This window comes from Kitasatospora phosalacinea, assembly GCF_000716545.1.
Lineage (GTDB): Bacteria > Actinomycetota > Actinomycetes > Streptomycetales > Streptomycetaceae > Kitasatospora > Kitasatospora phosalacinea.
Genome location: NZ_JNWZ01000033.1, coordinates 40418 through 60216, shown reverse-complemented (window position 1 = coordinate 60216; position 19799 = coordinate 40418). Strand labels below are relative to the sequence as shown.

Here is a 19799-nt window from a genome sequence, read left to right as displayed (position 1 = left end):
CGGAACGGTCCTCCGGAACGTGGCGGAGCCACCTGGGCGACAAGTCAACAAATCGATCGAGGGGGTGGCGGCGCGGCCACGGCGACAGCAGCGGCGGTCACACCGGCGGCGGTAGCAGCAGCGGTAGCAGCGGCGGCGACATCAACACGCCTCATCATCATCAATACATTGACGACTGTCAACGATACTGATTGATGTCGCCCGCCCTGTAGCATCGCCGCATGGGAATGCCCGCCACTGACCGCATCGGCATCGATCTGCACCAGGCCGACCAGGAGTTGATGGCCGCGAAGCGCATCGCACTGGAGCCCGCCGGGCTGACGGTGGCGCAGTACGCGGCGCTGTACGTGCTGGCCGACAGCCCGGGCATCAGCGGGGCGGGGCTGGCCAGGTCCTGCCAGGTGACTCCGCAGGCGATGGCCGTGCTGCTCCGGCACCTGACCGAGCGCGGGTTGGTGGAGCGGGCGCCGCACCGCTGGCACCGCAACGTGCTGGAGACCCGGCTGACCGACAGTGGCCGGGCCGCCCTGGAGCTGGCCGACGAGCGCGCCACCGAGGTCGAGCAGTGCCTGGCCGACGAGTTCACCGAGGCCGAGCAGGAGCAGTTCCGGGGCTTCCTGGACCGCGCGGCCCGGGCGCTGCGGCGGGCCGCCGACGACCTCGGCTGAACCGGTCGGCCCGGCCGGGCTCCGTGCCCGTCGCCCCCTCCCCCGCACGCACCGGTGTGGCCAATGTCGCACGGTGGATCTCCGCAGCTCGCGGCGGGTACGGCGGCCGGTTGCGGGTAGGCTGCGGCTGCCCCGTACCCGAGCCGTGAGGAGTTGCGCGTGTCTGCGATCACCGTCGTGGGGGTGGGTGCGGACGGCTGGCGGGGGCTCCCGGACGCGGCGCGGGAGGCGCTGGGCGCGGCGGAGGTGGTGCTCGGCGGGGCGCGCCAGTTGGGGCTGCTGCCGGCGGAGGTGACGGCGGATCGGGTGCCGTGGCCGTCCCCGCTGCGGCCCTCGGTGCCGGGGCTGCTGGCGCGGTTCGCGGGGCGGCGGCTGGCGGTGCTGGCCAGCGGTGACCCGATGTTCCACGGGATCGGCCGGACGCTGCTGGAGTGCGGCGTCCCGGCGGGTTCGCTGCGGGTGCTGCCGCATCCGTCCTCGGTGTCGCTGGCGTGCGCCCGGCTGGGCTGGCCGGTGGAGGAGACCGAGGTGGTGACGCTGGTGGGCCGGCCGCTGGAGTCGCTGCACGCGGCGCTGTACCCGGGCCGTCGGCTGCTGGTGCTGAGCGCGGACGCGTCGACGCCCGCGCGGGTGGCGGGGCTGCTGGCGGACCGGGGCTACGGTCCGAGCCGGGTACGGGTGTTGGAGCAGTTGGGCGGTCCGGCGGAGGCGGTGCGCGAGGGCGTGGCGGCGGGCTGGTCGCTGCCGCCGGGCGATCCGCTGAACCTGCTGGCGGTCGACTGCGTGCGCGACCCGGCCGTCGCGCCGGACGCCCCTCGACAGCAGCTCGTTTCCGGCCTGCGGGACGAACTCTTCGAGTCGGACGGCCAATTGACGAAGCGTCACATTCGGGCGGCGACGTTGGCGGCGCTCGGCCCGGCCCCGGGCGAGCTGCTGTGGGACGTGGGCGGCGGCTCGGGGTCGATCGGCATCGAGTGGCTCCGGGCGCACCGCAGTTGCCGGGCGGTCAGCGTGGAGCGGGACGCGGTGCGGGCGGAGCGGATCGCCCGCAACGCGGCGGCGCTCGGGGTGCCCCGGCTGCGGGTCGTCCGGGGTGCGGCGCCGGCGGCGCTGCTGGAGCTGGCCGGGTCGGGGCCCGAACTCGGCCGTCCGGACGCGGTGTTCGTCGGCGGCGGGTTGACGGTGCCGGGGGTGCTGGAGGCCTGCTGGGCGGCGCTCGGCCCGGGCGGGCGGCTGGTGGCGAACACGGTGACGCTGGAGTCGGAGGCGCTGCTGACGCAGTGGTACCGGCGCCACGGCGGCGAGTTGGTGAAGCTGGGCGTCGCGCACGCGGTGCCGGTGGGCGGGTTCACGGGGTGGCGGCAGGCGATGCCGGTGACCCAGTGGAGCGTCGTCAAGGGCACGGACGAAGCGGCGAGCGCCGGACGGTCCGGCGGGGCAGGAGGAGGAGCGAAGTGACGGTCTATTTCATCGGTGCCGGTCCGGGCGCGGCCGATCTGATCACGGTGCGCGGCCAGCGCACCCTGGCCCGCTGCGGGGTGTGCCTGTACGCGGGCAGCCTGGTGCCGCCGGAGCTGCTGGCCGACTGCCCGCCGGACGCCCGGCTGGTGGACACCGCGAACCTGGACCTGGACCAGATCCTGGCCGAGATCGTCCGCGCGCACGGCGAGGGCCTGGACGTGGCCCGGCTGCACTCGGGCGACCCGTCGGTCTTCTCGGCGATGGCCGAGCAGATGCGCCGGCTGGACGCGGCGGAGATCCCGTACGAGGTGGTGCCCGGCGTGCCCGCGTTCGCGGCGGCCGCGGCGGCGCTGAAGCGGGAGTTGACGGTGCCGACGGTCGGGCAGACGGTGATCCTGACCCGGGTGGCCCGGCAGGCGACGCCGATGCCGCCCGGCGAGGAGCTGGCCGTCCTGGGCAGGAGCGGCGCGCTGCTGGTGCTGCACCTGGCGGTCCGCTACGTGGACAGCGTGGTCGAGGAGCTGCTGCCGCACTACGGGCCGGACTGCCCGGCGGCGGTGGTCGCGATGGCCAGCCGTCCGGACGAGTTGGTGCTGCGCGGCACGCTCGGTGACATCGCCGTCCAGGTGAAGGCGGCGGGCGTGCTGCGCACCGCCGTCATCATCGTCGGCCGCACCCTGGCGGCGACGGAGTTCCGCGACAGCCACCTGTACTCGACCACCCGGGCGCGGTAGTGCCGCGTCAGGCGGCCCTCACCGCCAAGGAGCGGCTCTCCCGGCCCTGAGGGGGCTGGGAGGTGCCCCCTCGGGGCGTTCCGTCGGAGCGCCGGTCGACGTGCCGTCCGCCGTCGGCCGGCCCGCCCGGGCGTCGAGCACGCGGCTCGCGCGGCCGCTTGTCCGGTGGACCCGCTCGAACGGCGCTCAGGCAGCGAGAGCGAGTCCGAGGGTGGCCGCGACCGGGGCCAGGTAGAGCAGCGGGAAGACCACGGTCTTGTAGGAGCGGGCCCGCAGGACGGTGACGACCGCGCCGAGGAAGTACAGGATCAGACCCACCGCGGCGGCGACACCCAGGGCGGGTACGGCGAGTCCGATCAGCACGCCGGCCGCGCCCGCGAGCTTCGCGAACGCCAGCGGGCCCCACCACGAGCGCGGGACGCCGTACTCGACGAGCGGCTGGACCACGAACTCGGCACGGCGCGCCAGCGACACGCCGGAGAACCCGACCCAGACGGCGGTGACGACGGCGAGAACGGCGTAGGAGACGGACACGAGGCACTCCGGGGTGGTGTGAAGGGGAGCTGACGGAAGACCGGGGCGCACTGGTCGCGCCCCGCGCTCCGACGTACTTGCTCGGACACTCCACTGACCCCGCCCACGCGCCGAGTGTGACAACCGCCCGGAAAGAATTTCCCTCGGACCGGTCTCGACGCTCGACGCGGGCTCCGACCCCGGCTCAGCGGGCCCCGGAGGGCTCGAACGGCTCGGACGACTCGGGCCCACCCTGGTGCGGTTCGTCGGACAGCAGTCCTTCCGCGGCGCCGTCGAGCAGGCGCTGCATCTCGGCGGAGCGGGGCAGCATGGTCCTCTCGTAGGCGCGGACCGCGTCGGCGACGGTGTCGTGCGAGGCCAGGGCGAGGGCGAGTTCGCAGGCGTCGAGCAGGGCGAGGTTGACGCCGACGCCCAGCGGGGGCATGAGGTGGGCGGCGTCGCCGAGCAGGGTGACGGCGCCGTCGTGTTCCCAGGTGTGCGGGACGGGCAGGGCGTGGATGGGGCGGTCGACGTAGCGGCCGTCGTTGTCGGTGAGGAGTCGGCGCAGGGCGGGTGCCCAGTGGCGGAAGCGGTCCAGGAGGAGGGCCCGGATGCCGTCGGTGTCCCGGGCGGTGAGGCCGGCCGCGGTGATCCAGTCGGCGGGGACGCGCTGGATGACGTAGGCGCGGATGTGGTCGTCGCCGTTGCGCTGGGCGAACAGGCAGCGTTCGCCGTCCGCGGCGGCGGTGCTGCCGGGGCCGACGAGTGCGGCGAGGTCGGGGTGGCGGTCGTCCACGTCGTGGAACCAGGCTTCGAGGAAGCTGATGCCGGTGTACTGGGGGGTGGCCGGGGAGAGGGCGCGGCGGACCTTGGACCAGGCGCCGTCGGCGCCGATGACGAGGTCGGCCTCGATGACGGTGCCGTCGGTGAAGTGGAGGCGGCGGGGGCCGGCGGCGGGCCCTTCGACGGAGCGCAGGGTGCGGCCCCAGCGGACGGTGCCCGGGGCGAGCGAGCCGAGCAGGAGTCCGCGCAGTCGGCCGCGGTCGATCTCCGGCTTGAAGCGTTCGCCGTCCTCGGGGACGTGGTGGAAGCCGATCTCCCCGGTGGTGGCGTCGAGTTGGCGCATCTCCTGCCCCTCGGGGCGGGCCAGGCGGAGGAAGTCGTCCAGCAGCCCGGCTTCGCGCAGGGCGAGTTGGCCGTTGTCCTCGTGCAGGTCGAGCGTGCCGCCCTGGTCCCGGGTGTCGGGGCCCGGGTCGCGGTCGTGGACGGTGACGGCGATGCCGTGGCGCTGCAGGATGCGGGCGCAGGTCAGGCCGCCGGGGCCGGCGCCGATGACGGCGATGCGGGGGGTGGACGCGGGGGTGGTGGGCATGGTGGTGCTCCTTTCGGACGGCGTGCGGCCGGGCCGCTCCTCCAGAAGAGCACAACGACTACAAAAGTGCAACGACTCAACTTTTGAACCGCCTCAACCCGGCGGGTAGACTGTCCCCATGCCCGGAACCCCGCCGCCACCGCCGCCACCCCCGCCACCGGCCCCGCCGGGCCCTCCGTCTCCGCCGCCGCCACCCCCGCCGCCGCCCGGCCGCCGCGAGCGCAAGAAGGCCGCCACCCGCCGGGCCATCGCCGACGCGGCGCTGCGCCTGTTCCTGGAGCGCGGCTACGACGAGGTCGGCATCCGCGAGATCGCGGACGCCGCGGACGTCTCCACCACCACGCTGTTCAAGCACTTCCCGTCCAAGGAGGCCCTGGTCTTCGACGAGGAGGCCGACCTGGAGGCCGACCTGCTCGCCGCCGTCCGCGAGCGGGCCCCCGGCCAGTCCGTCCCGGCCGCCCTGCGCGAGCACGCGCTGCGCCACCGCCGGGCCGCCGCCGACGGCGACCCCCGCTTCACGGCCTTCATCGGGCTGGTCGACTCCACGCCCGCCCTGAGCAGTTACCACCAGGCCATGTGGCTCCGGCACACCGCGGCGCTCGCCGCGGTGATCGCCGAGGAGAGCGGCCTGCCCGCGGACGACCCCGCCTGCACGGCCCTGGCCCATTTCGCCCTGGAGGCGCCGCGGGCCGCCCGGTCCCACGCCGACGTCCGCGGCGCCGTGGTCCGCGCCTTCGACCTCCTCGAACACGGCTGGAGCGCCCTCGCCCCGCCCTCCCCCTGACGCCTGACCCCCCCCGTCCGCCACCGGCCCGGGTCAGCCGGCGCCCAGGCCGTCTCAGCCGACGCCCAGGCCGTCGAGGACGGCACGCGCGCCGTCGGTGAAGGCGCGGGCCGGGTCGGCGGCGGCGCGGGCGGACAGGGCGGCGGCGAGCAGCGGGAAGGTCTCGGGGACGAGCGGGCCGCCGGGGGTGACGGCGGCGGCAGCCTGGTGCTCGAGTTCGAGCGCCCCGATCACGTACGACACCAGCGCGTGCAACGCGGCGGCCCGGCGCGGCGCGTCGAGTCCGGCGTCGGCCAGGGCCTCCAGCAGCCGTTCGCGCCAGCGCAGCGCGGACGGGCAGCCGCCGTGGTGCCGGACGGCCAGCGGCAGGACGCCGGGGTGCGCGCCGACGGCCTCGCGCATCGACTCCAGCAGGGCGAGCAGCCGGGCGCGCGGCCCGGCCGTCGCGGCGGGCCGGGCGGCGCGGTCCAGGACGTCGCGGTCCAGGACGTCGCCGAGGGCGAGGTCGACGACCAGGCACTCGAGTTCCTCGCGGTCCTCGACGTAGCGGTACAGCGCCATGGTGCGGCGGTCGAGCTCGGCGGCGACGGTGCGCATGGACAGGGCGGGCAGGCCGTCGCGGTCGATCACGGCGAGCGCGGCGGCGGCGATCTGGCGGATCGTCAGGGAGCGTGGGCGGGGCACGGGTTGACAGCGTACGCCATACGCCTACAGTTTTGGCGTACGGCACACACCTACGAGGAGCCTCCGAGGAGCCCACGTGTCCCGACTCCGGGCCGGCACCACCGCACCGCCCCTCCCCGCCGCCGACGCCGCCGGCGCCCCCCTGCCGCCGGTGCCCGCGGACGGCCTGACCCACCTGCAGTTCCGCCGCTTCGCGGGCTGCCCGATCTGCAACCTGCACCTGCGCGGCTTCGCCGTCCGCCACCCGGAACTGCGCGCGGCCGGGGTGCGCGAGCTGGCCGCCTTCCACTCGCCCGCCGGCGAACTGCGGCCGTACGCCGACGGGTCGCCGTTCCCGCTGCTGGCCGATCCGGAGCAGCGGCTGTACCGGGCGTACGGGGTCGAGCGCGGCGCCCGCGCCCTGCTCGACCCCCGGGCCTGGCCGTCCATCGCCCTCGGGGTGGCCCGCAGCGTCCCGCTCGTCCTGCGCGGCCGCGAACGCCCGCCCGCCTCCCGCCCCCTCGGCGGCCGCCTGGGCCTGCCGGCCGACTTCCTCCTCACCCCCGACGGCCGGATCGCCGCCGCGCACTACGGCACCCACGCGGCCGACCACTGGTCCGTGGACCAGGTCCTCGCCCTGGCCGCGGAGCACCGCCCGTCGGCGGCCACGGCGGCCCGGGGCTGAGGGGGCGCACGCGCTCAGCCGAGCGAGGCGGTGAACTCCTTGGCGCGGCGGGTGATGTCGGCCCAGTCGCCGTCCGCGACGGCCTGCGGCGGGACGACGTCGGTGCCGGCGCAGACGGCGAGGGCGCCGTGGTCGAGGAAGGCCCGGGCGTTGCCGGCGTTGACACCGCCGGAGGCGACCAGCGGGACGTCGGGGTAGGGGCCGCGCAGGTCCTTGAAGTAGCCGGGGCCGAACGCCTTGGCGGGGAAGATCTTGACCGCGGCGGCGCCGAGGTCGACCGCGTCGGCGACTTCGCTCGGGGTCAACGCGCCCATCACGACCGGGATCCCGGCTTCGCGGGCGATGTCGGCGACGGCGGGGCGCAGGCCGGGGGTGACCAGGAAGCCGGCGCCGGCGGCGATGCCGGCCCGGGCCTGGTCGGCGGTGAGGACGGTGCCGACGCCGATCCGGCAGCCGGCTCCGGCGGCGCGGGCGAGGTGGCGGGTGACGTCGGGGGTGGTGAAGGTGAGTTCGGTCCAGGCGATGCCGCCTTCGGCGAGCGCCTGGCAGAGCGCGACCGCGTCGGGGATCACGGGGGCCCGCACCACGGCGATCACCGGCTGCCGGGCCAACGCCGCGCGCAGGTCCGTCGTTTCCGTTCCCATCCTGCCAACTCCTGTTCAAAGTCCACTGGTTCACAACAACTGGGCGGGTCCCGCCGGAAGTCAGCCCACGGCCCGGACCTGGCGGTCGGCGACGCGGCGCAGCGCCCGGCCGGCCAGGTCGCCGGTGGGTTCGCCGTCGGTGAGGGCGGCGACGCCGTTGACCAGGACGTGCCGGATGCCGTCGGCGGCCCGCCGGGGGTGGTCGAAGGTGGCGGTGTCGCGGACGGTCCCTGGGTCGAACAGGACCAGGTCGGCGTGGTGGCCGGGGCGGATCAGGCCGCGCCGGTCGAGGCCGAGCCGGCGGGCGGGGCGGCCGGTCATCCGGGCGACGGCCTGTTCGAGCGTGAGGACGCCCAACTCGCGGACGTAGCGGGCGAGGTAGCGGGGGAAGGTGCCCCAGGCGCGGGGGTGCGGCCGGGCGCCGACCAGCAGTCCGTCGCTGCCGACGGTGTGCGCGGGGTGGCGCATGATGGCGCGGACGTTCTCCTCGTGGCCGACGTGCTGCAGGATGGTGGTGCCCAGCTGGTCGGCGCGCAGCAGGTCGAAGAAGACCTCGGTGCCGGTGCGGCCCCGTTCGGCGGCGAGTTCGGAGACCTTCCTCCCGACGGCGGCGGAGAGCGCGCCGTCGCGGACGCCGGAGATCTGGATGGTGTCCCAGTCGGTGACGACGCCGTGGCAGCCGTCGCTGCCGCGCTCCTCGACGTCGGCGCGGATGCGCTCGCGGGCGGCGGGGTCGGCGAGCCGGGCGAGGGTGGCCCCGGGACCGCCCTCGGTGGACCAACTGGGCAGCAGGGCGGCCAGGGTGGTGGACCCGGGCAGGTAGGGGTAGCTGTCGAGGGTGATGTCGGTGCCGTCGGCGAGGGCGGCGTCGACCAGGGCGAGGAACTGTCCGGCGCGGCCCTCGTTGACGCCGAAGTTCATGGTGGCGTGGGTCAGGTGGAGCGGGCAGCCGGAGCGCCGGGAGATCTCGACCATCTCGGCGTAGCCTTCCAACGCGCCCGCGCCGTAGGAGCGTTGGTGGGGTGCGTGGAAGCCACCGCGGGCGGCGACGACGGTGCACAGTTCGACGAGTTCGGCGGTGTCGGCGTACATGCCGGGGGTGTAGGTGAGGCCGGTGGACATGCCGACCGCGCCGTCGGCCAGCGCCTGGTCCACCAGGTGCTTCATCCGGTCGAGTTCGGCCCGGTCGGGGGGACGGTTGTCCCAGCCCATGGCGAGCATCCGGACGGAGCCGTGCGGGACGAGGTAGCAGGTGTTGACGGCGGCGCCGGCGTCGAGGCGGTCGAGGTACTGGGCGACGGTGCGCCAGTTCCAGTCGAAGTCCCCGTCGGCGGGATCGCCGTTCCAGCCGGCGAGTTGGCGGCGCAGCGCGGCGAGCGTGGTGTCGTCGACGGGGGCGTAGGAGAGGCCGTCCTGGCCGAGGACTTCGAGCGTGACGCCCTGGGTGATCCGGGAGGGGTGGTCGGGTTCGAGCAGCAGCCGCAGGTCGGAGTGGGCGTGCATGTCGATGAAGCCGGGGGCGAGTACCAGCCCGTCGGCGTCGATGACCCGGCGGCCGGTCAGGCGTTCTCCGGGGTGGCCGATCTCGGCGATCCGGCCGTCGGTGACGGTGACGTCGGCGCGGTGGCGGTCGGCGCCGGTGCCGTCGACGACGGTGGCGCCGCGCAGCAGCAGGTCGGCCATCAGAAGTACGTCCGGACCAGGTCGACGACGCGGGGGTGTTCGGCGTCGGCGTGGTCGAGGACGGGGATGAGGCTCCACTTGTCGAAGGCGGTGCAGGGGTGGGACAGGCCCAGCCGGAGCACGGCGCCGACGGGGGCGGCGGGCCCGGCGTCGCGCAGGAAGGCGTGCTGGTCGTTGAGGGCGGTGACGGCGGCGCCGGTCAAGGGCCCCCGGCCGCGGACGAGTTGGGGCTCGGGCAGCCCTTCGTCGAACGGGAGGTCGCGCTTTCCGGCGTCGAGCAGGGCGAGTCGGGGCTCGGGGTGGGAGACGACGCGGGCCCAGCCGTGCATGGCGGAGCGCAGCGGGGTGGCGGCGGCGCCCCGGGCGAGCGGGGAGATGCCGCGGTAGAAGCCGTCGTCGTGGGCGAGGTAGGCGCCGGCCCGGACGATGACGACGGTGCCGGGGACGTGCCGGGCGAGGGGGGTCAACTCCTGCGCGACGGTGTCGAAGTAGGCGCTGCCGCCGGCGGTGACGACGGGGGTGGCGGTGGGGTAGTCGGCGGCGAGGCGGCGGTGCAGGTCGGCGAGGTCGGCGAGGTAGCCGCGGACGGCGGCGAGGGCGGCGTCGGAGGCGTCGTGGGCGAGGGCGCCTTCGTAGCCGCCGACGCCGGCCAGGCGCAGGGCGGGGGCGGCGAGGACGGCGGCGGCGACCTCCAGGGCGGCGGGGACGCCGCGGGCGCCGGTGCGCCCGCCGGGGCCGCCGAGTTCGACCAGGACCTCGACCGGGCGGGTGGCGCCGGCGGCGCGCAGGGCGGCGTCCATCTGCCGGACGCCGTCGGTGGAGTCGACCCAGGAGGTGAAGGCGAAGCCGGGGTCGCGGTCGAGTTCGGCGGCGACCCAGGCGAGTCCGGCGGGGTCGAGCAGGGTGTTGGCGAGCAGCAGGCGCTGGACGCCGAAGGCGCGGGCGACGCGCAGCTGGGGGAGGTTGGCGAGGGTGACGGCGTGGGCGCCGGCGGCGAGCTGGGCCTGCCAGAGGGCGGGGGCCATGGTGGTCTTGCCGTGCGGGGCGAGCCGGACGCCGGCGCCGCGGCACCAGGCGGCCATGGTGCGCAGGTTGTGGTCGAGGGCGGCGGCGTCGAGGGTGAGCAGGGGGGTGCCGAGGCCGTCGAGGGTGGGGCGGGTGGCGAGCCAGTCGCGGACGCTGCGGCCCCAGGCGTCGGCGGGGACGGCCTTGAAGCGGAAGTCGAGCGTCTCGTCGGCGAGGGCGGCGACGGCGGCGGTGTCGATGCCGGGGCCGTGGACGGGGTCGGCGAAGTACTGCCGGTCCTGGTCCGTCCGCTCTGCCGATCCTGCCGTTTCGCTCATCGCCCTGCCTCCGCATCGAACCCCGACCCACTCGCGAGCTGGGGAGTTGCAACATGCGCAACCTCTATTGCGCATGTTGGTGATACGGTTCTAGCATTCACGCCGGACGGCGGTCAACGGACCGCGACGCGGCCCGTCCACCCCTCCCACCAGGTGCGCAGCACCGGGGCTCACCGCCGAGCGCCGGAGCGCGCGGGCCGTCGGCGGCGGGAGCGGGGGCGCGGGCCCGAGGGTGAGGGAGCGGGTTGATGGCGGATCAGGACGGGGCGGGCCAGGACGGTGGGGCCACCGCCCGGGCCGTGTGCCTGGGCGAGTCGATGGCGGTGCTGCTGCCCGACCGGCCGGGGCCGTTCGAGGCCGTCGGCGCGTTCCGCCCCTCGGTGGGGGGCGCCGAGTCCAACGTGGCGGCGGCGCTGGCCGCGCTGGGCGTGCCGACGGCGTGGATCAGCCGGGTCGGCGCGGACGGCTTCGGCCGCCGCCTGACCGGAGACCTGGCGGCGGCGGGGGTGGACGTGTCGGCCGTCGCCGTGGACCCGCACCGCCCGACCGGGGTGTACCTGAAGGAGACCGGCGGCTCCGGCCTGCCGCACGACCTGGGCCCGGGCCGCTCCCGCCTGCACTACTACCGCACCGGCTCGGCGGCCTCCGCGCTCTCCCCCGCACTGCTGGACGACCCGGTGGCCGCGGCCCTGCTGGACGCCGCGCCGCTGCTGCACCTGACGGGCATCACCCCCGCGCTGTCGGACGGCTGCCTGGCCCTGGTGCGCGCCCTGCTGGCCCGCCGCCGCCCGGGCCGGCTGGTCTCCTTCGACCTGAACTGGCGCCCGGCGCTGTGGCGGCTGCGCGACCCGGCGGTGCTGCCGGAACTGCTGGACGCCGCGGACGTGCTGCTGCTGGGCGCGGACGAGGCCGAGGAGGCGTTCGGCACCGGCGACCCGCGGGCGCTGCGCCGGCTCTTCCCGTCCCCGGCCACCCTGGTGGTCAAGGACTCCGGGCACCTGGTCAGCGCGCTCGACCGGGACGGGCGGCAGGTCACCGAGCCGGCGCTGCGGGTCGAGGTGGTGGAGCCGACCGGCGCGGGCGACGCGTTCGCGGCCGGCTACCTGGCCGGCACCCTGCGCGGGCTGGACCAGCGCTCCCGGCTGCGCCTGGGCCACCTGGCGGCGGCGGGCGCGCTGACCGCGCCCACCGACCACGGCGCGCTGCCGGACGCGACGACGGTGGCCGCGCTGCTGGCCGCCGACGAGGGCGACTGGGCGGCGACCCGGGTCTCGGCGTCCGGCTTCGACTCCCCCGCACTGCCCGCCCGCGCCCACGCCCCCGTCCACGCCCCCGTCCACGCCACCTGAGAGCACACCCGCCGCTCCCGGCACCCTCGAAGACCCTCGGGACACCCATGAGCCAGACCGTCACCCGCGCCCTGCGCCTGCTCGCCGAACTCGGCGAGGGCGAGCGCTCCCTCGACCAGTTGGCCGAGCTGATCGGCGTGCACAAGACCACCGTGCTGCGGCTGCTGCAGAGCCTGGAGGAGGAGCGCTTCGTCCACCGCGACGCCCAGTACCGCTACCACCTCGGCGCGGGCCTGTTCGCGCTGTCCAGCCTCGCCCTGGAGCAGCGCGGCATCCGCCGCACCGCCGCCCCGCACCTCGCCGAGCTGAACGCGGCGACCGGCCAGACCGTGCACCTGGCCGCGTACGAGGGCGGCGAGGTGGTCTACATCGACAAGTACGACTCGCGGCACCCGGTGCGGATGTACTCGCGGATCGGGCTGCGCGCGGCGCTGCACAACACGGCGGTGGCCAAGGTGCTGCTGGCCGACCTGTCGCCGGCCGAGCGGCGCCGGGTGGTGGACGGCATCGAGTTCACCGTGCACACCCCGAACACGATCACCAGCCCGCAGGCGCTGCTGGCCGAGCTCGACCAGGTCGCGGCGCAGGGCTGGGCGCAGGACCACGCCGAGCACGAGGCGTTCATCAACTGCGTGGCCGCGCCGATCCGGGACGTCTCGGGCCGGGTGGTGGCCGCGGCGTCGATATCCGTGCCGGACGTGGTCCTCCCGTACGAGCAGGTGCTCGAACTGCTCCCCCAACTGCTCGCCTGCACCAGGGCGATCTCCGCCGACGCGGGCCTTCCGGTCCGCGGCACCGTTCACTGACGCACCGTCAGTTTCCTTCTGGAGTACGACACATGAGCGACAAGATCGAGGTCCGCACCGACGGCGCACCCGCCCCGGCCTGGATGTTCTCGCAGGGCGTGCGCAAGGGCCCGATCCTGCAGGTGTCCGGCCAGGGCCCGCAGGACCCGGCGACCGGCGAGTACCTGCACCACGGCGACGTGAAGGCGCAGACCCGGCGGACGCTGGAGAACGTCAAGGCGATCGTCGAGGCGGGCGGGGCGAGCATCGAGGACGTGGTGATGTTCCGCGTCTACCTGACCAAGCGCGCCGACTTCCCGCTGATGAACGAGGTGTACGCGCAGTTCATCGAGGAGAACATCGCACCGGGCGGCGTGAAGCCCTGCCGCACCACGGTCTTCGTCGAACTCCCGCAGGAGCCGATGCTGGTGGAGATCGACGCGCAGGCCGTCGTCACCGGCTGACCGGCCGGTCCGGCGGCCGTCCCCGCGCCCACCCGGCCCGGGGGCGGCCGCCGGACGCGCTTGGTGGCGGGCTCCCGCCCGGCGTCCCACACTCGGACTGGAGGACGAACGGCGGGAGCGCTGCCATGTGCGAACAGCGACAGATGATCATGCAGAAGGCCGAGAAGTCGAACGACCGGGTGCTGCACCGGCGGTTCGCCTGGCACGACAGCTGCCGGCCCCTCACCGAGGGGGCGGTCCGGGTCGAGTCGGGCTACCACTACGAACCGCGCCTCGGCGCGGCCATCCCCGACGGGTACACCTACGACCCCCGGGCCGGGGTCGTGGTCGGACCGCCGAACACCATGACGGTGGTGCGGACGTCCTCCGGCCGGGGGCGGTCGGTGCCCGACGGCCCGACCACCGGCCCGATCACGCAGCGGCGGACCGTCCGCGTGGTCGACCCGGGCCCGGGCGGCTCCCCCGCCGAGACCGGCGCGGCCCCCGCCGCCCCGGTCAAGGCCGTCACGCCCCCCGTGGTCGGGTGGATGCGCCTCAACACCGTCAGCGTGCGCCACGCGACCAACACCGGCAACGTCCCGGTCCTGCTGGTGGGCATCGACGCGCAGGGGAACACGAGCAACGCCGTCATGCTCGAACCCGGCGACTCGATCGACTGGTACAACATCACGTCGGCGGCGATCGACATCGCCACGAGCACGATCTACCCGCCCGACGGCGGCCCCCGGCCGGGCGACCGGCCCAGGCTCGAGTACCAGGAGGGCCCGGGGGCGTAGTACCGGCCGCGGACCGCGCCGTCCCGTCAGGGGCCCTTCGGGGCGGCCCGGCCGACGATCGTGCCCGCGCGGTCGATGCAGATCACGTCGACGGTGACGGGGGCGCCGAGCAGCACCCCGAGCGCGGTGGCACGGGCGCCTTCGGCCACCAGGTCACCGAGCGGGACGCCCGCCGCCGCGCACGACTGCACCGCTTCCAGCGCGGTGTTGGCGGCGGCGACCCCGGCGACGAGCTCCTCGTCGGCACCGGCCTCCCTCGCCAGCGCGGCGAGTCGGGCCTTGTCGACCTGGGAGCGGCCGGAGTGCAGGTCGAGGTGGCCGGCGGCCAGCTTGGAGAGCTTGGCGAAGCCGCCGCAGACGGTCAGGCGCGGAACCGGGTGCCGGCGCAGGTACTTGAGGACGGCGCCGGCGAAGTCGCCCATGTCGAGCAGCGCGTCCTCGGGCAGGCCGTACTCGGCGACCACCACCTTCTCGGAGGTGGATCCGGTCGCGCCCGCGACGTGGGTGCGACCGGCGGCGCGGGCCACGTCGATGCCGCGCCGGATCGAGTCGATCCACGCCGAGCAGGAGTACGGGACGACGATGCCGGTGGTACCGAGGATGGACAGGCCGCCGAGGATGCCCAGCCGCGGGTTCCAGGTGTGCCGGGCGATCTCCTCGCCGTGGTCGACGGACAGTTCCACCTCCACGTCGCCGGACGCCCCGAACTCCCGGGCCACTTCGGCGATCGCCTCGCGCATCAGCTGCCGGGGCACCGGGTTGACGGCCGGCTCGCCGACCGCCAGCGGCAGGCCCGGCTTGGTGACCGTCCCCACGCCGGGGCCGGCCCGGAACACCACGCCGCTGCCCGGCGGGCCCGGCCGCACGGTGGAGCGCACCAGGGCGCCGTGCGTCACGTCCGGGTCGTCGCCCGCGTCCTTGACCACCCCGGCGCTGGCCCGGCCGGGCGCCCACTCCTCCACGGCCAGCGCGAACGCGGGACGCTCGCCCTTCGGCAGCGTGATCACCACCGGGTCGGGGAACCCCCCGCCGAGCAGCGCCGTGTACGCGGCCTTGGTCGCGGCCGTCGCGCACGCGCCCGTCGTCCAGCCGGGCCGCAGCCCGCTGCTGCGCAACTGCCCCCGCCGCCCGCCGCTCGGCGCCTGCGCGCCCGGTGCCTCGTCACTCACCGCTCATCCCGCCGCTCTCCTCGCTGTTCCCACCGGCTCGTCGTCCCCACCGTCCCACTCCCCCACTCCCCCACTCCCCCACCGTCCCACGCGGGCCGCGCCGAGCCCCCGGTTAGGGTGGTGTGTCCTGATCGCACCGGCCCGGGAGTCCGCATGCACGTCCTGATCCTCGGCGGCACCAGCGAGGCCCGCCGGCTGGCGGACGTGCTGGCGGCCGATCCGGCGCTGCGGGTGACCAGTTCGCTGGCCGGGCGGGTGGCGCAGCCGAGGCTGCCCGCCGGGGAGGTCCGGATCGGCGGTTTCGGCGGTCCGGCGGGCCTGGCCGACTGGCTGCGCGCCCACGGGGTGGACGCGCTGCTGGACGCCACCCACCCGTTCGCCGAGCGGATCAGCCGCAACGCGGCGCTGGCCGCCGCCGACACCGGCACCCCGCTGCTGGCGCTGCGCCGCCCGAGTTGGGCCCCGCAGGACGGGGACCGCTGGCACCGGGTGGCGAACCTGGCGGCGGCGGCGCAGGCGCTGCCCGCGCTCGGCACCCGGGTGTTCCTGACCACCGGGCGCCAGGGCATCGCCGCCTTCGCGCACCTGGACGGCCTGTCCTTCCTGGCCCGTTCGGTCGAAGCGCCGGTGCCGCCGATGCCCGCGCGCACCGAAGTGCTGCTGGAGCGCGGCCCGTTCACCCTGGACGGGGAGCGCGCGCTGCTGCGCGCCCACCGGATCGAGGTGCTGGTGACCAAGGACAGCGGCAGCGCCGCCACCGCCCCCAAGCTGACCGCCGCCCGCGAACTGGGCCTGTCCGTGGTGGTGGTGGAGCGCCCGGCCGCCCCGGCGGGGGTGCGCACCGCCCCGGACGTCGCCGGGGCGGCCGACTGGGTCAGGCGGCTGGCGGGCTGACGCACCGTCGATCCGCCCGCTACGCCTCGGGGTAGTGGCGCGGCGTCCACACCACTTCGGCACCGCCGCCGCGCCGCGCCCACCGGGTCCGGGTGGAGCCGACCAGCAGCAGGGTCCGCATGTCGACCTCGGCCGGGTCGAGTTCGGCGAGCGCGACGGTGCGCACCCGTTCGGTGGGGCCGCCGACGTCCCGGGCCATCACCACCGGGGTCTCCGGGGCGCGGTGCTCCAGCAGCAGGTCGCGGGCCGAGGCGACCTGCGTGGTGCGGGACTTGGAGCCGGGATTGTAGAGCGCGAGCACCAGGTCGGCTTCGGCGGCGGCGCGCAGCCGGCGGGCGATCACCTCCCAGGGCTTGAGCCGGTCGGAGAGCGAGATCACCGCGTAGTCGTGGCCGAGCGGCGCGCCGGCCCGGGAGGCGGCGGCGTGCGCGGCCGTCATGCCGGGCAGGACGCGGACGGGCACGTCCCGGTAGGGGTCCTCGCAGGCGGCTTCGAGGACGGCGGTGGCCATCGCGAAGACGCCCGGGTCGCCGGAGGAGACCACCGCGACGCGGCGGCCGCGGCGGGCCAGTTCCAGGGCGAATTCGGCCCGGACGCCCTCGACCTTGTTGTCGGAGCCGTGCCGGACCTGCCCGGCGCGCACCGGCACCCGGTCCAGGTAGGTGGTGTAGCCGACCAGGTCGGTGGCGCCCGCGAGGGCGCCGCGCGCCTCGGGGGTGAGCCACAGCGGCCCGGCGGGCCCGGTGCCGACCACGACGACCTCGCCGGCCTCGCCGGCCTGTTCGGCCGCCCCTTCCGCCGGGGCGTCCAGGGCTTCGAAGGGCCGTCCGGCGGAGTCGAGCGCGGCGACCTTGCTGGGCAGCACGGCGACGGAGAAGTACGGGACGCTCTCCGGGTCGATCTCGGCGAGCCGCCCGGTGCGTTCGCCGTCCATGGTGGCGCGCTCCACGTACCGGGCGTCGTCCAGGCGGCCGGTGCGCTCCAGGGCGCGGCGGACGGCGGGGAAGGTGCGGCCGAGCTTCATGACGACGGCGGAGTCGGTGGCGGCGAGCCGGGCGGCGATCTCCTCCTCGGGGAGGGTGCCGGGGATGATCGTGAGGATCTCCTCGGCCTCGACCAGCGGGGTGCCCAGGCGGGCGGCGGCGGCGCTGATCGAGGTGACGCCGGGGACGACCTCGGTGGGGTAGCGGTGCGCGAGCCGCTTGTGCATGTGCTGGTAGGAGCCGTAGAACAGCGGGTCGCCCTCGGCGAGGACGACGACGTCGCGCCCGGCGTCGAGGTGCGCGGCGAGCCGTTCGGCGGCTTCCCGGTAGAAGTCGTCGAGGGCGCCGCGGTAGCCGCCGGGGTGGTCGGTGGTCTCCACGGTGACCGGGTACATCAGCCGCTCCTCGACCTGGCTGCCGGTCAGGTACCGTTCGGCGATGGCCCGGGCGTTGGAGCGGCCGTGCCGGGCGCAGTGGTAGGCGACGACGTCGGCCTTGCCGATGAGTTCGGCGGCGCGCACGGTGACCAGCGACGGGTCGCCCGGTCCGACGCCGACGCCGTACAGCCTTCCGGTCCGCTGACTGTCCGTCATTCTTCTTCGCTCGCAATCGCGTTGATGGCGGCGGCGGCTATGGCGCTGCCGCCTCGGCGGCCCCGGACGACCAGGTGTTCCAGGGCGGAGGGGTGGTCGGCGAGGGCCTGCTTGGATTCGGCGGCGCCGATGAAGCCGACGGGGACGCCGATGACGGCGGCGGGGCGGGGCGCGCCGGCCTCGACCATCTCCAGCAGGCGGAACAGCGAGGTGGGCGCGTTGCCGACGGCGACGACGGCGCCTTCGAGGCGGGGCAGCCAGAGTTCCATCGCGGCGGCGCTGCGGGTGGTGCCCATGGCGCGGGCGAGTTCGGGGACGGCGGGGTCGGTGAGGGTGCAGACCACCTCGTTGTCGGCGGGCAGCCGCTTGCGGGTCACGCCGCTGGCGACCATGTTGACGTCGCACAGGATCGGCGCCCCGGCCAGCAGGGCGCGGCGGGCGTCGGCGACGGCGTTCGGCGACCAGAGCAGGTCGTCGACCAGGTCGGTCATGCCGCAGGCGTGGATCATCCGGACGGCGACCCGGGCGACGTCGGCGGGCAGGTGGGCGAGGTTCGCCTCGGCCCGGATGGTGGCGAAGGACTGGCGGTAGATGGCCGCGCCGTCCTTCTCGTAGTCGATCATTCGGTCCTCCGCCATTGGGCGTTGCGGGCTTCGGCGACTGCCTCGGCCGTCCGGTTCTCTTCGGTGTCGCGGGCTGTGCCGTCGACGGTGACGCGGTGTCCGGCCGCGGTGGCCAGGACGTCGACCCAGCGGCCGGCGGGGTGTCCGCAGCGGCGGGCGCAGCCGGACCAGTGGACGGGCAGCCCTTCGGCGGGGGCGTCGGCGACGGCGCGGGCGGCCTGGGCGCGGACGTCGGCGAGGGACTTTCCGCAGCCGGGCAGGCCGGTGCAGGCGGTGACGCCCTCCCAGGGGCCGCCGGGGGTGGTGCGCAGCCCGGCGTCGGCCAGCCGCGGCAGCCGGGCGGGGTCGGCGCCGGGCAGGACGGCGCCGCGCCAGGGGGTGAGCCGGGCGGTCCGCCCCGCCGGGAGGGTGTCGGCGAGCAGCCGCCACTGGGCGCTGCTCGCGCGGCCGAAGCGCAGTCCGACCGAGAGGCCGTCGCCGACCCGCCCCAGCAAGGGCTGTTCGCCCGCGAAGGGGGGCAGCGGGACGTCGCCCTCGGGGAGTTCGTCCTGGATCTCGCGCGGGTGCCAGGCGCGTCCGGCGGCGAGGCCGAGGAAGCGCCGGGCGGCGTCGAGCGCGGCGGGTACGGGTGCGTCGACGGCGGTGGCGCGGCGGGCGCGGCCGAGTCGGAGCAGGGCGCGGCCGCCGCCGACTGCGATCAAGGTCACATCGGCGTTGAGTGCGGCGACGTCGCCGCGGCCGTCGTCGAGGGCGAACAGGAACTTGCCGGACAGTGCGGCGGCCCACGGCGCGGCACACAGCGACTCGTCCAACTCCCGCACCCAGCCCATGAGTCGGCCTCCGTCGGCGCCGCGTCCGTCGAGGCCGGCGAGCGGGGAGGCGACGATGTTGCGGACGCGTTCGTGCGTGTCGGAGGGCAACAGGCCGACGGCGCGCAGGCGTTCGGCGAGGTCGGCGGCGCAGTGGCCGTCGAGGCCGCGCAGCTGGAGGTTGCCGCGCGAGGTGATCTCGGCCTCGCCGTCACCGAGCGCGTCGGCGGCATCGGCCACGGCGATCAGCTGACGCTGCGTCAACCGCCCTCCGGGCAGCCGGAGTCGGGCGAGGTGCCCGTCCTCGGCCGGGTGCAGGCGGAGCGCGCCGGGGCAGGCGTCGGCGCGGCCTCGGTCGGGCCCGACGGAGGGTGCCTGGGCGGCGTCGGGTGTGGGTGGCATGGCGGCGAGCATACCCATCGGCTCCGGGCGCGCCACCGCCTCGTGCGTCACACCCGCCCCCGGCCGGGGGCGCGATTGCGCAGCTCAGGGCGGTGCGGGTGGCGGGGGTGGTCGGGTTTCGGTCAGCGTCGCAGCTCACACTCCCCCGGGGGGCCGATCACCCCGTACGATGCTGCCGGGCGCCTCTCGGGGCGTCCGCTGCCAGCGACGGCACAGCGGAGGAAGTCCGGTGCGAATCCGGTGCGGTCCCGCCACTGTGACCGCGGCTCTCGGAGCCGTGGGAGCCAGGAACTCCGGCCGTCCTCCACCGCCCGGGGCGAGGACCCCGAGGAAGGCTGTTCCATGCGCTGCCGCATGTCCGTGCTCCGGCGGGTGCCCGCCGTCGCCGGGCCGTCCCGTGCC

The 19799-nt window shown here is 75.8% G+C and carries 20 protein-coding genes and 1 riboswitch; of the genes, 10 read left to right on the top strand and 10 right to left on the bottom strand.

The features are described from left to right. Positions 1–221: 221 nt before the first annotated feature. The 3 genes from OO48_RS18070 (at position 222) to cobM (ending at position 2863) form a co-directional block, all read left to right on the top strand. Positions 222–668, top strand: a complete 447-nt coding sequence (locus OO48_RS18070) for a MarR family winged helix-turn-helix transcriptional regulator (RefSeq protein ID WP_245194701.1) — start codon at positions 222–224, stop codon at positions 666–668. 159 nt (positions 669–827) lie between these two features. Beyond that, positions 828–2126 (top strand): bifunctional cobalt-precorrin-7 (C(5))-methyltransferase/cobalt-precorrin-6B (C(15))-methyltransferase, encoded by a 1299-nt coding sequence (locus tag OO48_RS18065; protein WP_033217436.1) that lies wholly within the window; start codon positions 828–830, stop codon positions 2124–2126. Beyond that, entirely contained in the window at positions 2123–2863 is a 741-nt protein-coding gene (gene cobM / locus OO48_RS18060; protein ID WP_033217434.1) for a precorrin-4 C(11)-methyltransferase, read from the top strand. The genes OO48_RS18065 and cobM overlap by 4 nt, the downstream gene beginning before the upstream one ends. Positions 2864–3049: 186 nt before the next feature. Here the strand turns inward: cobM and OO48_RS18055 are convergent, their stop codons facing one another. Next, on the bottom strand, positions 3050–3397 hold the full coding sequence (locus OO48_RS18055) for a DoxX family protein (protein WP_033217432.1): 348 nt from the start codon (positions 3395–3397) through the stop codon (positions 3050–3052). Positions 3398–3581: 184 nt separating this feature from the next. Then, positions 3582–4748, bottom strand: coding sequence for an FAD-dependent oxidoreductase (locus OO48_RS18050; RefSeq protein ID WP_033217430.1), 1167 nt, complete (start codon positions 4746–4748; stop codon positions 3582–3584). A gap of 118 nt (positions 4749–4866) precedes the next feature. On the opposite strand from OO48_RS18050, the gene OO48_RS18045 reads away from it, so the two are divergent. Continuing rightward, positions 4867–5532, top strand: a complete 666-nt coding sequence (locus tag OO48_RS18045) for a TetR/AcrR family transcriptional regulator (protein ID WP_051732267.1) — start codon at positions 4867–4869, stop codon at positions 5530–5532. A 54-nt stretch (positions 5533–5586) separates the two neighbouring features. Here OO48_RS18045 and OO48_RS18040 read toward each other — a convergent pair whose 3' ends face one another. After that, entirely contained in the window at positions 5587–6216 is a 630-nt protein-coding gene (locus OO48_RS18040; RefSeq protein WP_033217428.1) for a TetR/AcrR family transcriptional regulator, read from the bottom strand. Between the two features lie 76 nt (positions 6217–6292). Here OO48_RS18040 and OO48_RS18035 point away from each other — a divergent pair, with 76 nt between their 5' ends. After that, positions 6293–6880: a peroxiredoxin-like family protein gene (locus tag OO48_RS18035; RefSeq protein WP_051732266.1), complete on the top strand. Its 588-nt coding sequence runs from the start codon at positions 6293–6295 to the stop codon at positions 6878–6880. 14 nt (positions 6881–6894) lie between these two features. On the opposite strand, the gene OO48_RS18030 is transcribed toward OO48_RS18035, so the two are convergent. From OO48_RS18030 to OO48_RS18020, 3 genes are read right to left on the bottom strand one after another with little or no spacing between them, the layout of a single operon-like run. Then, complete coding sequence (locus tag OO48_RS18030; protein WP_051732265.1) at positions 6895–7524, bottom strand: bifunctional 4-hydroxy-2-oxoglutarate aldolase/2-dehydro-3-deoxy-phosphogluconate aldolase; 630 nt, start codon at positions 7522–7524, stop codon at positions 6895–6897. Between the two features lie 60 nt (positions 7525–7584). Next, entirely contained in the window at positions 7585–9207 is a 1623-nt protein-coding gene (locus OO48_RS18025; RefSeq protein ID WP_033217426.1) for an N-acyl-D-amino-acid deacylase family protein, read from the bottom strand. Further along, positions 9207–10550: an alanine racemase gene (locus tag OO48_RS18020; protein WP_245194700.1), complete on the bottom strand. Its 1344-nt coding sequence runs from the start codon at positions 10548–10550 to the stop codon at positions 9207–9209. The genes OO48_RS18025 and OO48_RS18020 overlap by 1 nt, the downstream gene beginning before the upstream one ends. A 248-nt stretch (positions 10551–10798) precedes the next feature. Here OO48_RS18020 and OO48_RS18015 point away from each other — a divergent pair, with 248 nt between their 5' ends. From OO48_RS18015 to OO48_RS18000, 4 genes are all read left to right on the top strand, one after another. Then, the gene (locus OO48_RS18015; protein WP_033217424.1) at positions 10799–11899 is read left to right on the top strand and encodes a sugar kinase; all 1101 of its coding nucleotides are present in this window, start codon (positions 10799–10801) and stop codon (positions 11897–11899) included. Between the two features lie 47 nt (positions 11900–11946). Next, complete coding sequence (locus tag OO48_RS18010) at positions 11947–12705, top strand: IclR family transcriptional regulator (protein WP_033217422.1); 759 nt, start codon at positions 11947–11949, stop codon at positions 12703–12705. 32 nt (positions 12706–12737) lie between these two features. Then, positions 12738–13148: a RidA family protein gene (locus OO48_RS18005; protein ID WP_033217420.1), complete on the top strand. Its 411-nt coding sequence runs from the start codon at positions 12738–12740 to the stop codon at positions 13146–13148. Between the two features lie 125 nt (positions 13149–13273). Further along, positions 13274–13924 (top strand): hypothetical protein, encoded by a 651-nt coding sequence (locus OO48_RS18000; RefSeq protein WP_157845483.1) that lies wholly within the window; start codon positions 13274–13276, stop codon positions 13922–13924. A 26-nt stretch (positions 13925–13950) separates the two neighbouring features. On the opposite strand, the gene OO48_RS17995 is transcribed toward OO48_RS18000, so the two are convergent. After that, positions 13951–15093 carry a cobalt-precorrin-5B (C(1))-methyltransferase gene (locus OO48_RS17995; RefSeq protein WP_033217416.1) on the bottom strand — a complete coding sequence of 381 codons (1143 nt, stop codon included), beginning with the start codon at positions 15091–15093 and terminating at the stop codon, positions 13951–13953. 153 nt (positions 15094–15246) lie between these two features. Between OO48_RS17995 and OO48_RS17990 the strand changes: the two genes are divergently transcribed. Then, the gene (locus OO48_RS17990) at positions 15247–15987 is read left to right on the top strand and encodes a cobalt-precorrin-6A reductase (RefSeq protein ID WP_033217415.1); all 741 of its coding nucleotides are present in this window, start codon (positions 15247–15249) and stop codon (positions 15985–15987) included. A gap of 19 nt (positions 15988–16006) precedes the next feature. Here the strand turns inward: OO48_RS17990 and OO48_RS17985 are convergent, their stop codons facing one another. From OO48_RS17985 to OO48_RS17975, 3 genes are read right to left on the bottom strand one after another with little or no spacing between them, the layout of a single operon-like run. After that, entirely contained in the window at positions 16007–17563 is a 1557-nt protein-coding gene (locus OO48_RS17985; protein WP_033217414.1) for a precorrin-2 C(20)-methyltransferase, read from the bottom strand. Next, a complete protein-coding gene (locus tag OO48_RS17980) occupies positions 17560–18186 on the bottom strand; it encodes a precorrin-8X methylmutase (protein WP_033217413.1) in 627 nt (208 codons plus the stop codon). Before OO48_RS17980 ends, OO48_RS17985 begins: the two co-directional genes overlap by 4 nt. Continuing rightward, positions 18183–19397: a cobalamin biosynthesis protein CobG gene (locus OO48_RS17975; RefSeq protein ID WP_245194699.1), complete on the bottom strand. Its 1215-nt coding sequence runs from the start codon at positions 19395–19397 to the stop codon at positions 18183–18185. The genes OO48_RS17980 and OO48_RS17975 overlap by 4 nt, the downstream gene beginning before the upstream one ends. Positions 19398–19622: 225 nt before the next feature. Continuing rightward, positions 19623–19687: riboswitch (cobalamin riboswitch) on the top strand. Positions 19688–19799 lie beyond the last annotated feature (112 nt).

Bases quoted from the DNA above. Each gene is read 5' to 3' on its own strand.
- OO48_RS18070 (WP_245194701.1), top strand. From the start codon at position 222: ATGGGAATGCCCGCCACTGACCGCATCGGCATCGATCTGCACCAGGCC.
- OO48_RS18015 (WP_033217424.1), top strand. From the start codon at position 10,799: ATGGCGGATCAGGACGGGGCGGGCCAGGACGGTGGGGCCACCGCCCGG.
- OO48_RS18020 (WP_245194700.1), bottom strand. From the start codon at position 10,550: ATGAGCGAAACGGCAGGATCGGCAGAGCGGACGGACCAGGACCGGCAG.
- OO48_RS18005 (WP_033217420.1), top strand. From the start codon at position 12,738: ATGAGCGACAAGATCGAGGTCCGCACCGACGGCGCACCCGCCCCGGCC.
- OO48_RS17975 (WP_245194699.1), bottom strand. From the start codon at position 19,397: ATGCCACCCACACCCGACGCCGCCCAGGCACCCTCCGTCGGGCCCGAC.
- OO48_RS17980 (WP_033217413.1), bottom strand. From the start codon at position 18,186: ATGATCGACTACGAGAAGGACGGCGCGGCCATCTACCGCCAGTCCTTC.
- OO48_RS17985 (WP_033217414.1), bottom strand. From the start codon at position 17,563: ATGACGGACAGTCAGCGGACCGGAAGGCTGTACGGCGTCGGCGTCGGA.
- OO48_RS18010 (WP_033217422.1), top strand. From the start codon at position 11,947: ATGAGCCAGACCGTCACCCGCGCCCTGCGCCTGCTCGCCGAACTCGGC.
- OO48_RS17990 (WP_033217415.1), top strand. From the start codon at position 15,247: ATGCACGTCCTGATCCTCGGCGGCACCAGCGAGGCCCGCCGGCTGGCG.
- OO48_RS18030 (WP_051732265.1), bottom strand. From the start codon at position 7,524: ATGGGAACGGAAACGACGGACCTGCGCGCGGCGTTGGCCCGGCAGCCG.
- OO48_RS18045 (WP_051732267.1), top strand. From the start codon at position 4,867: ATGCCCGGAACCCCGCCGCCACCGCCGCCACCCCCGCCACCGGCCCCG.
- OO48_RS18000 (WP_157845483.1), top strand. From the start codon at position 13,274: ATGTGCGAACAGCGACAGATGATCATGCAGAAGGCCGAGAAGTCGAAC.
- OO48_RS18050 (WP_033217430.1), bottom strand. From the start codon at position 4,748: ATGCCCACCACCCCCGCGTCCACCCCCCGCATCGCCGTCATCGGCGCC.
- OO48_RS18025 (WP_033217426.1), bottom strand. From the start codon at position 9,207: ATGGCCGACCTGCTGCTGCGCGGCGCCACCGTCGTCGACGGCACCGGC.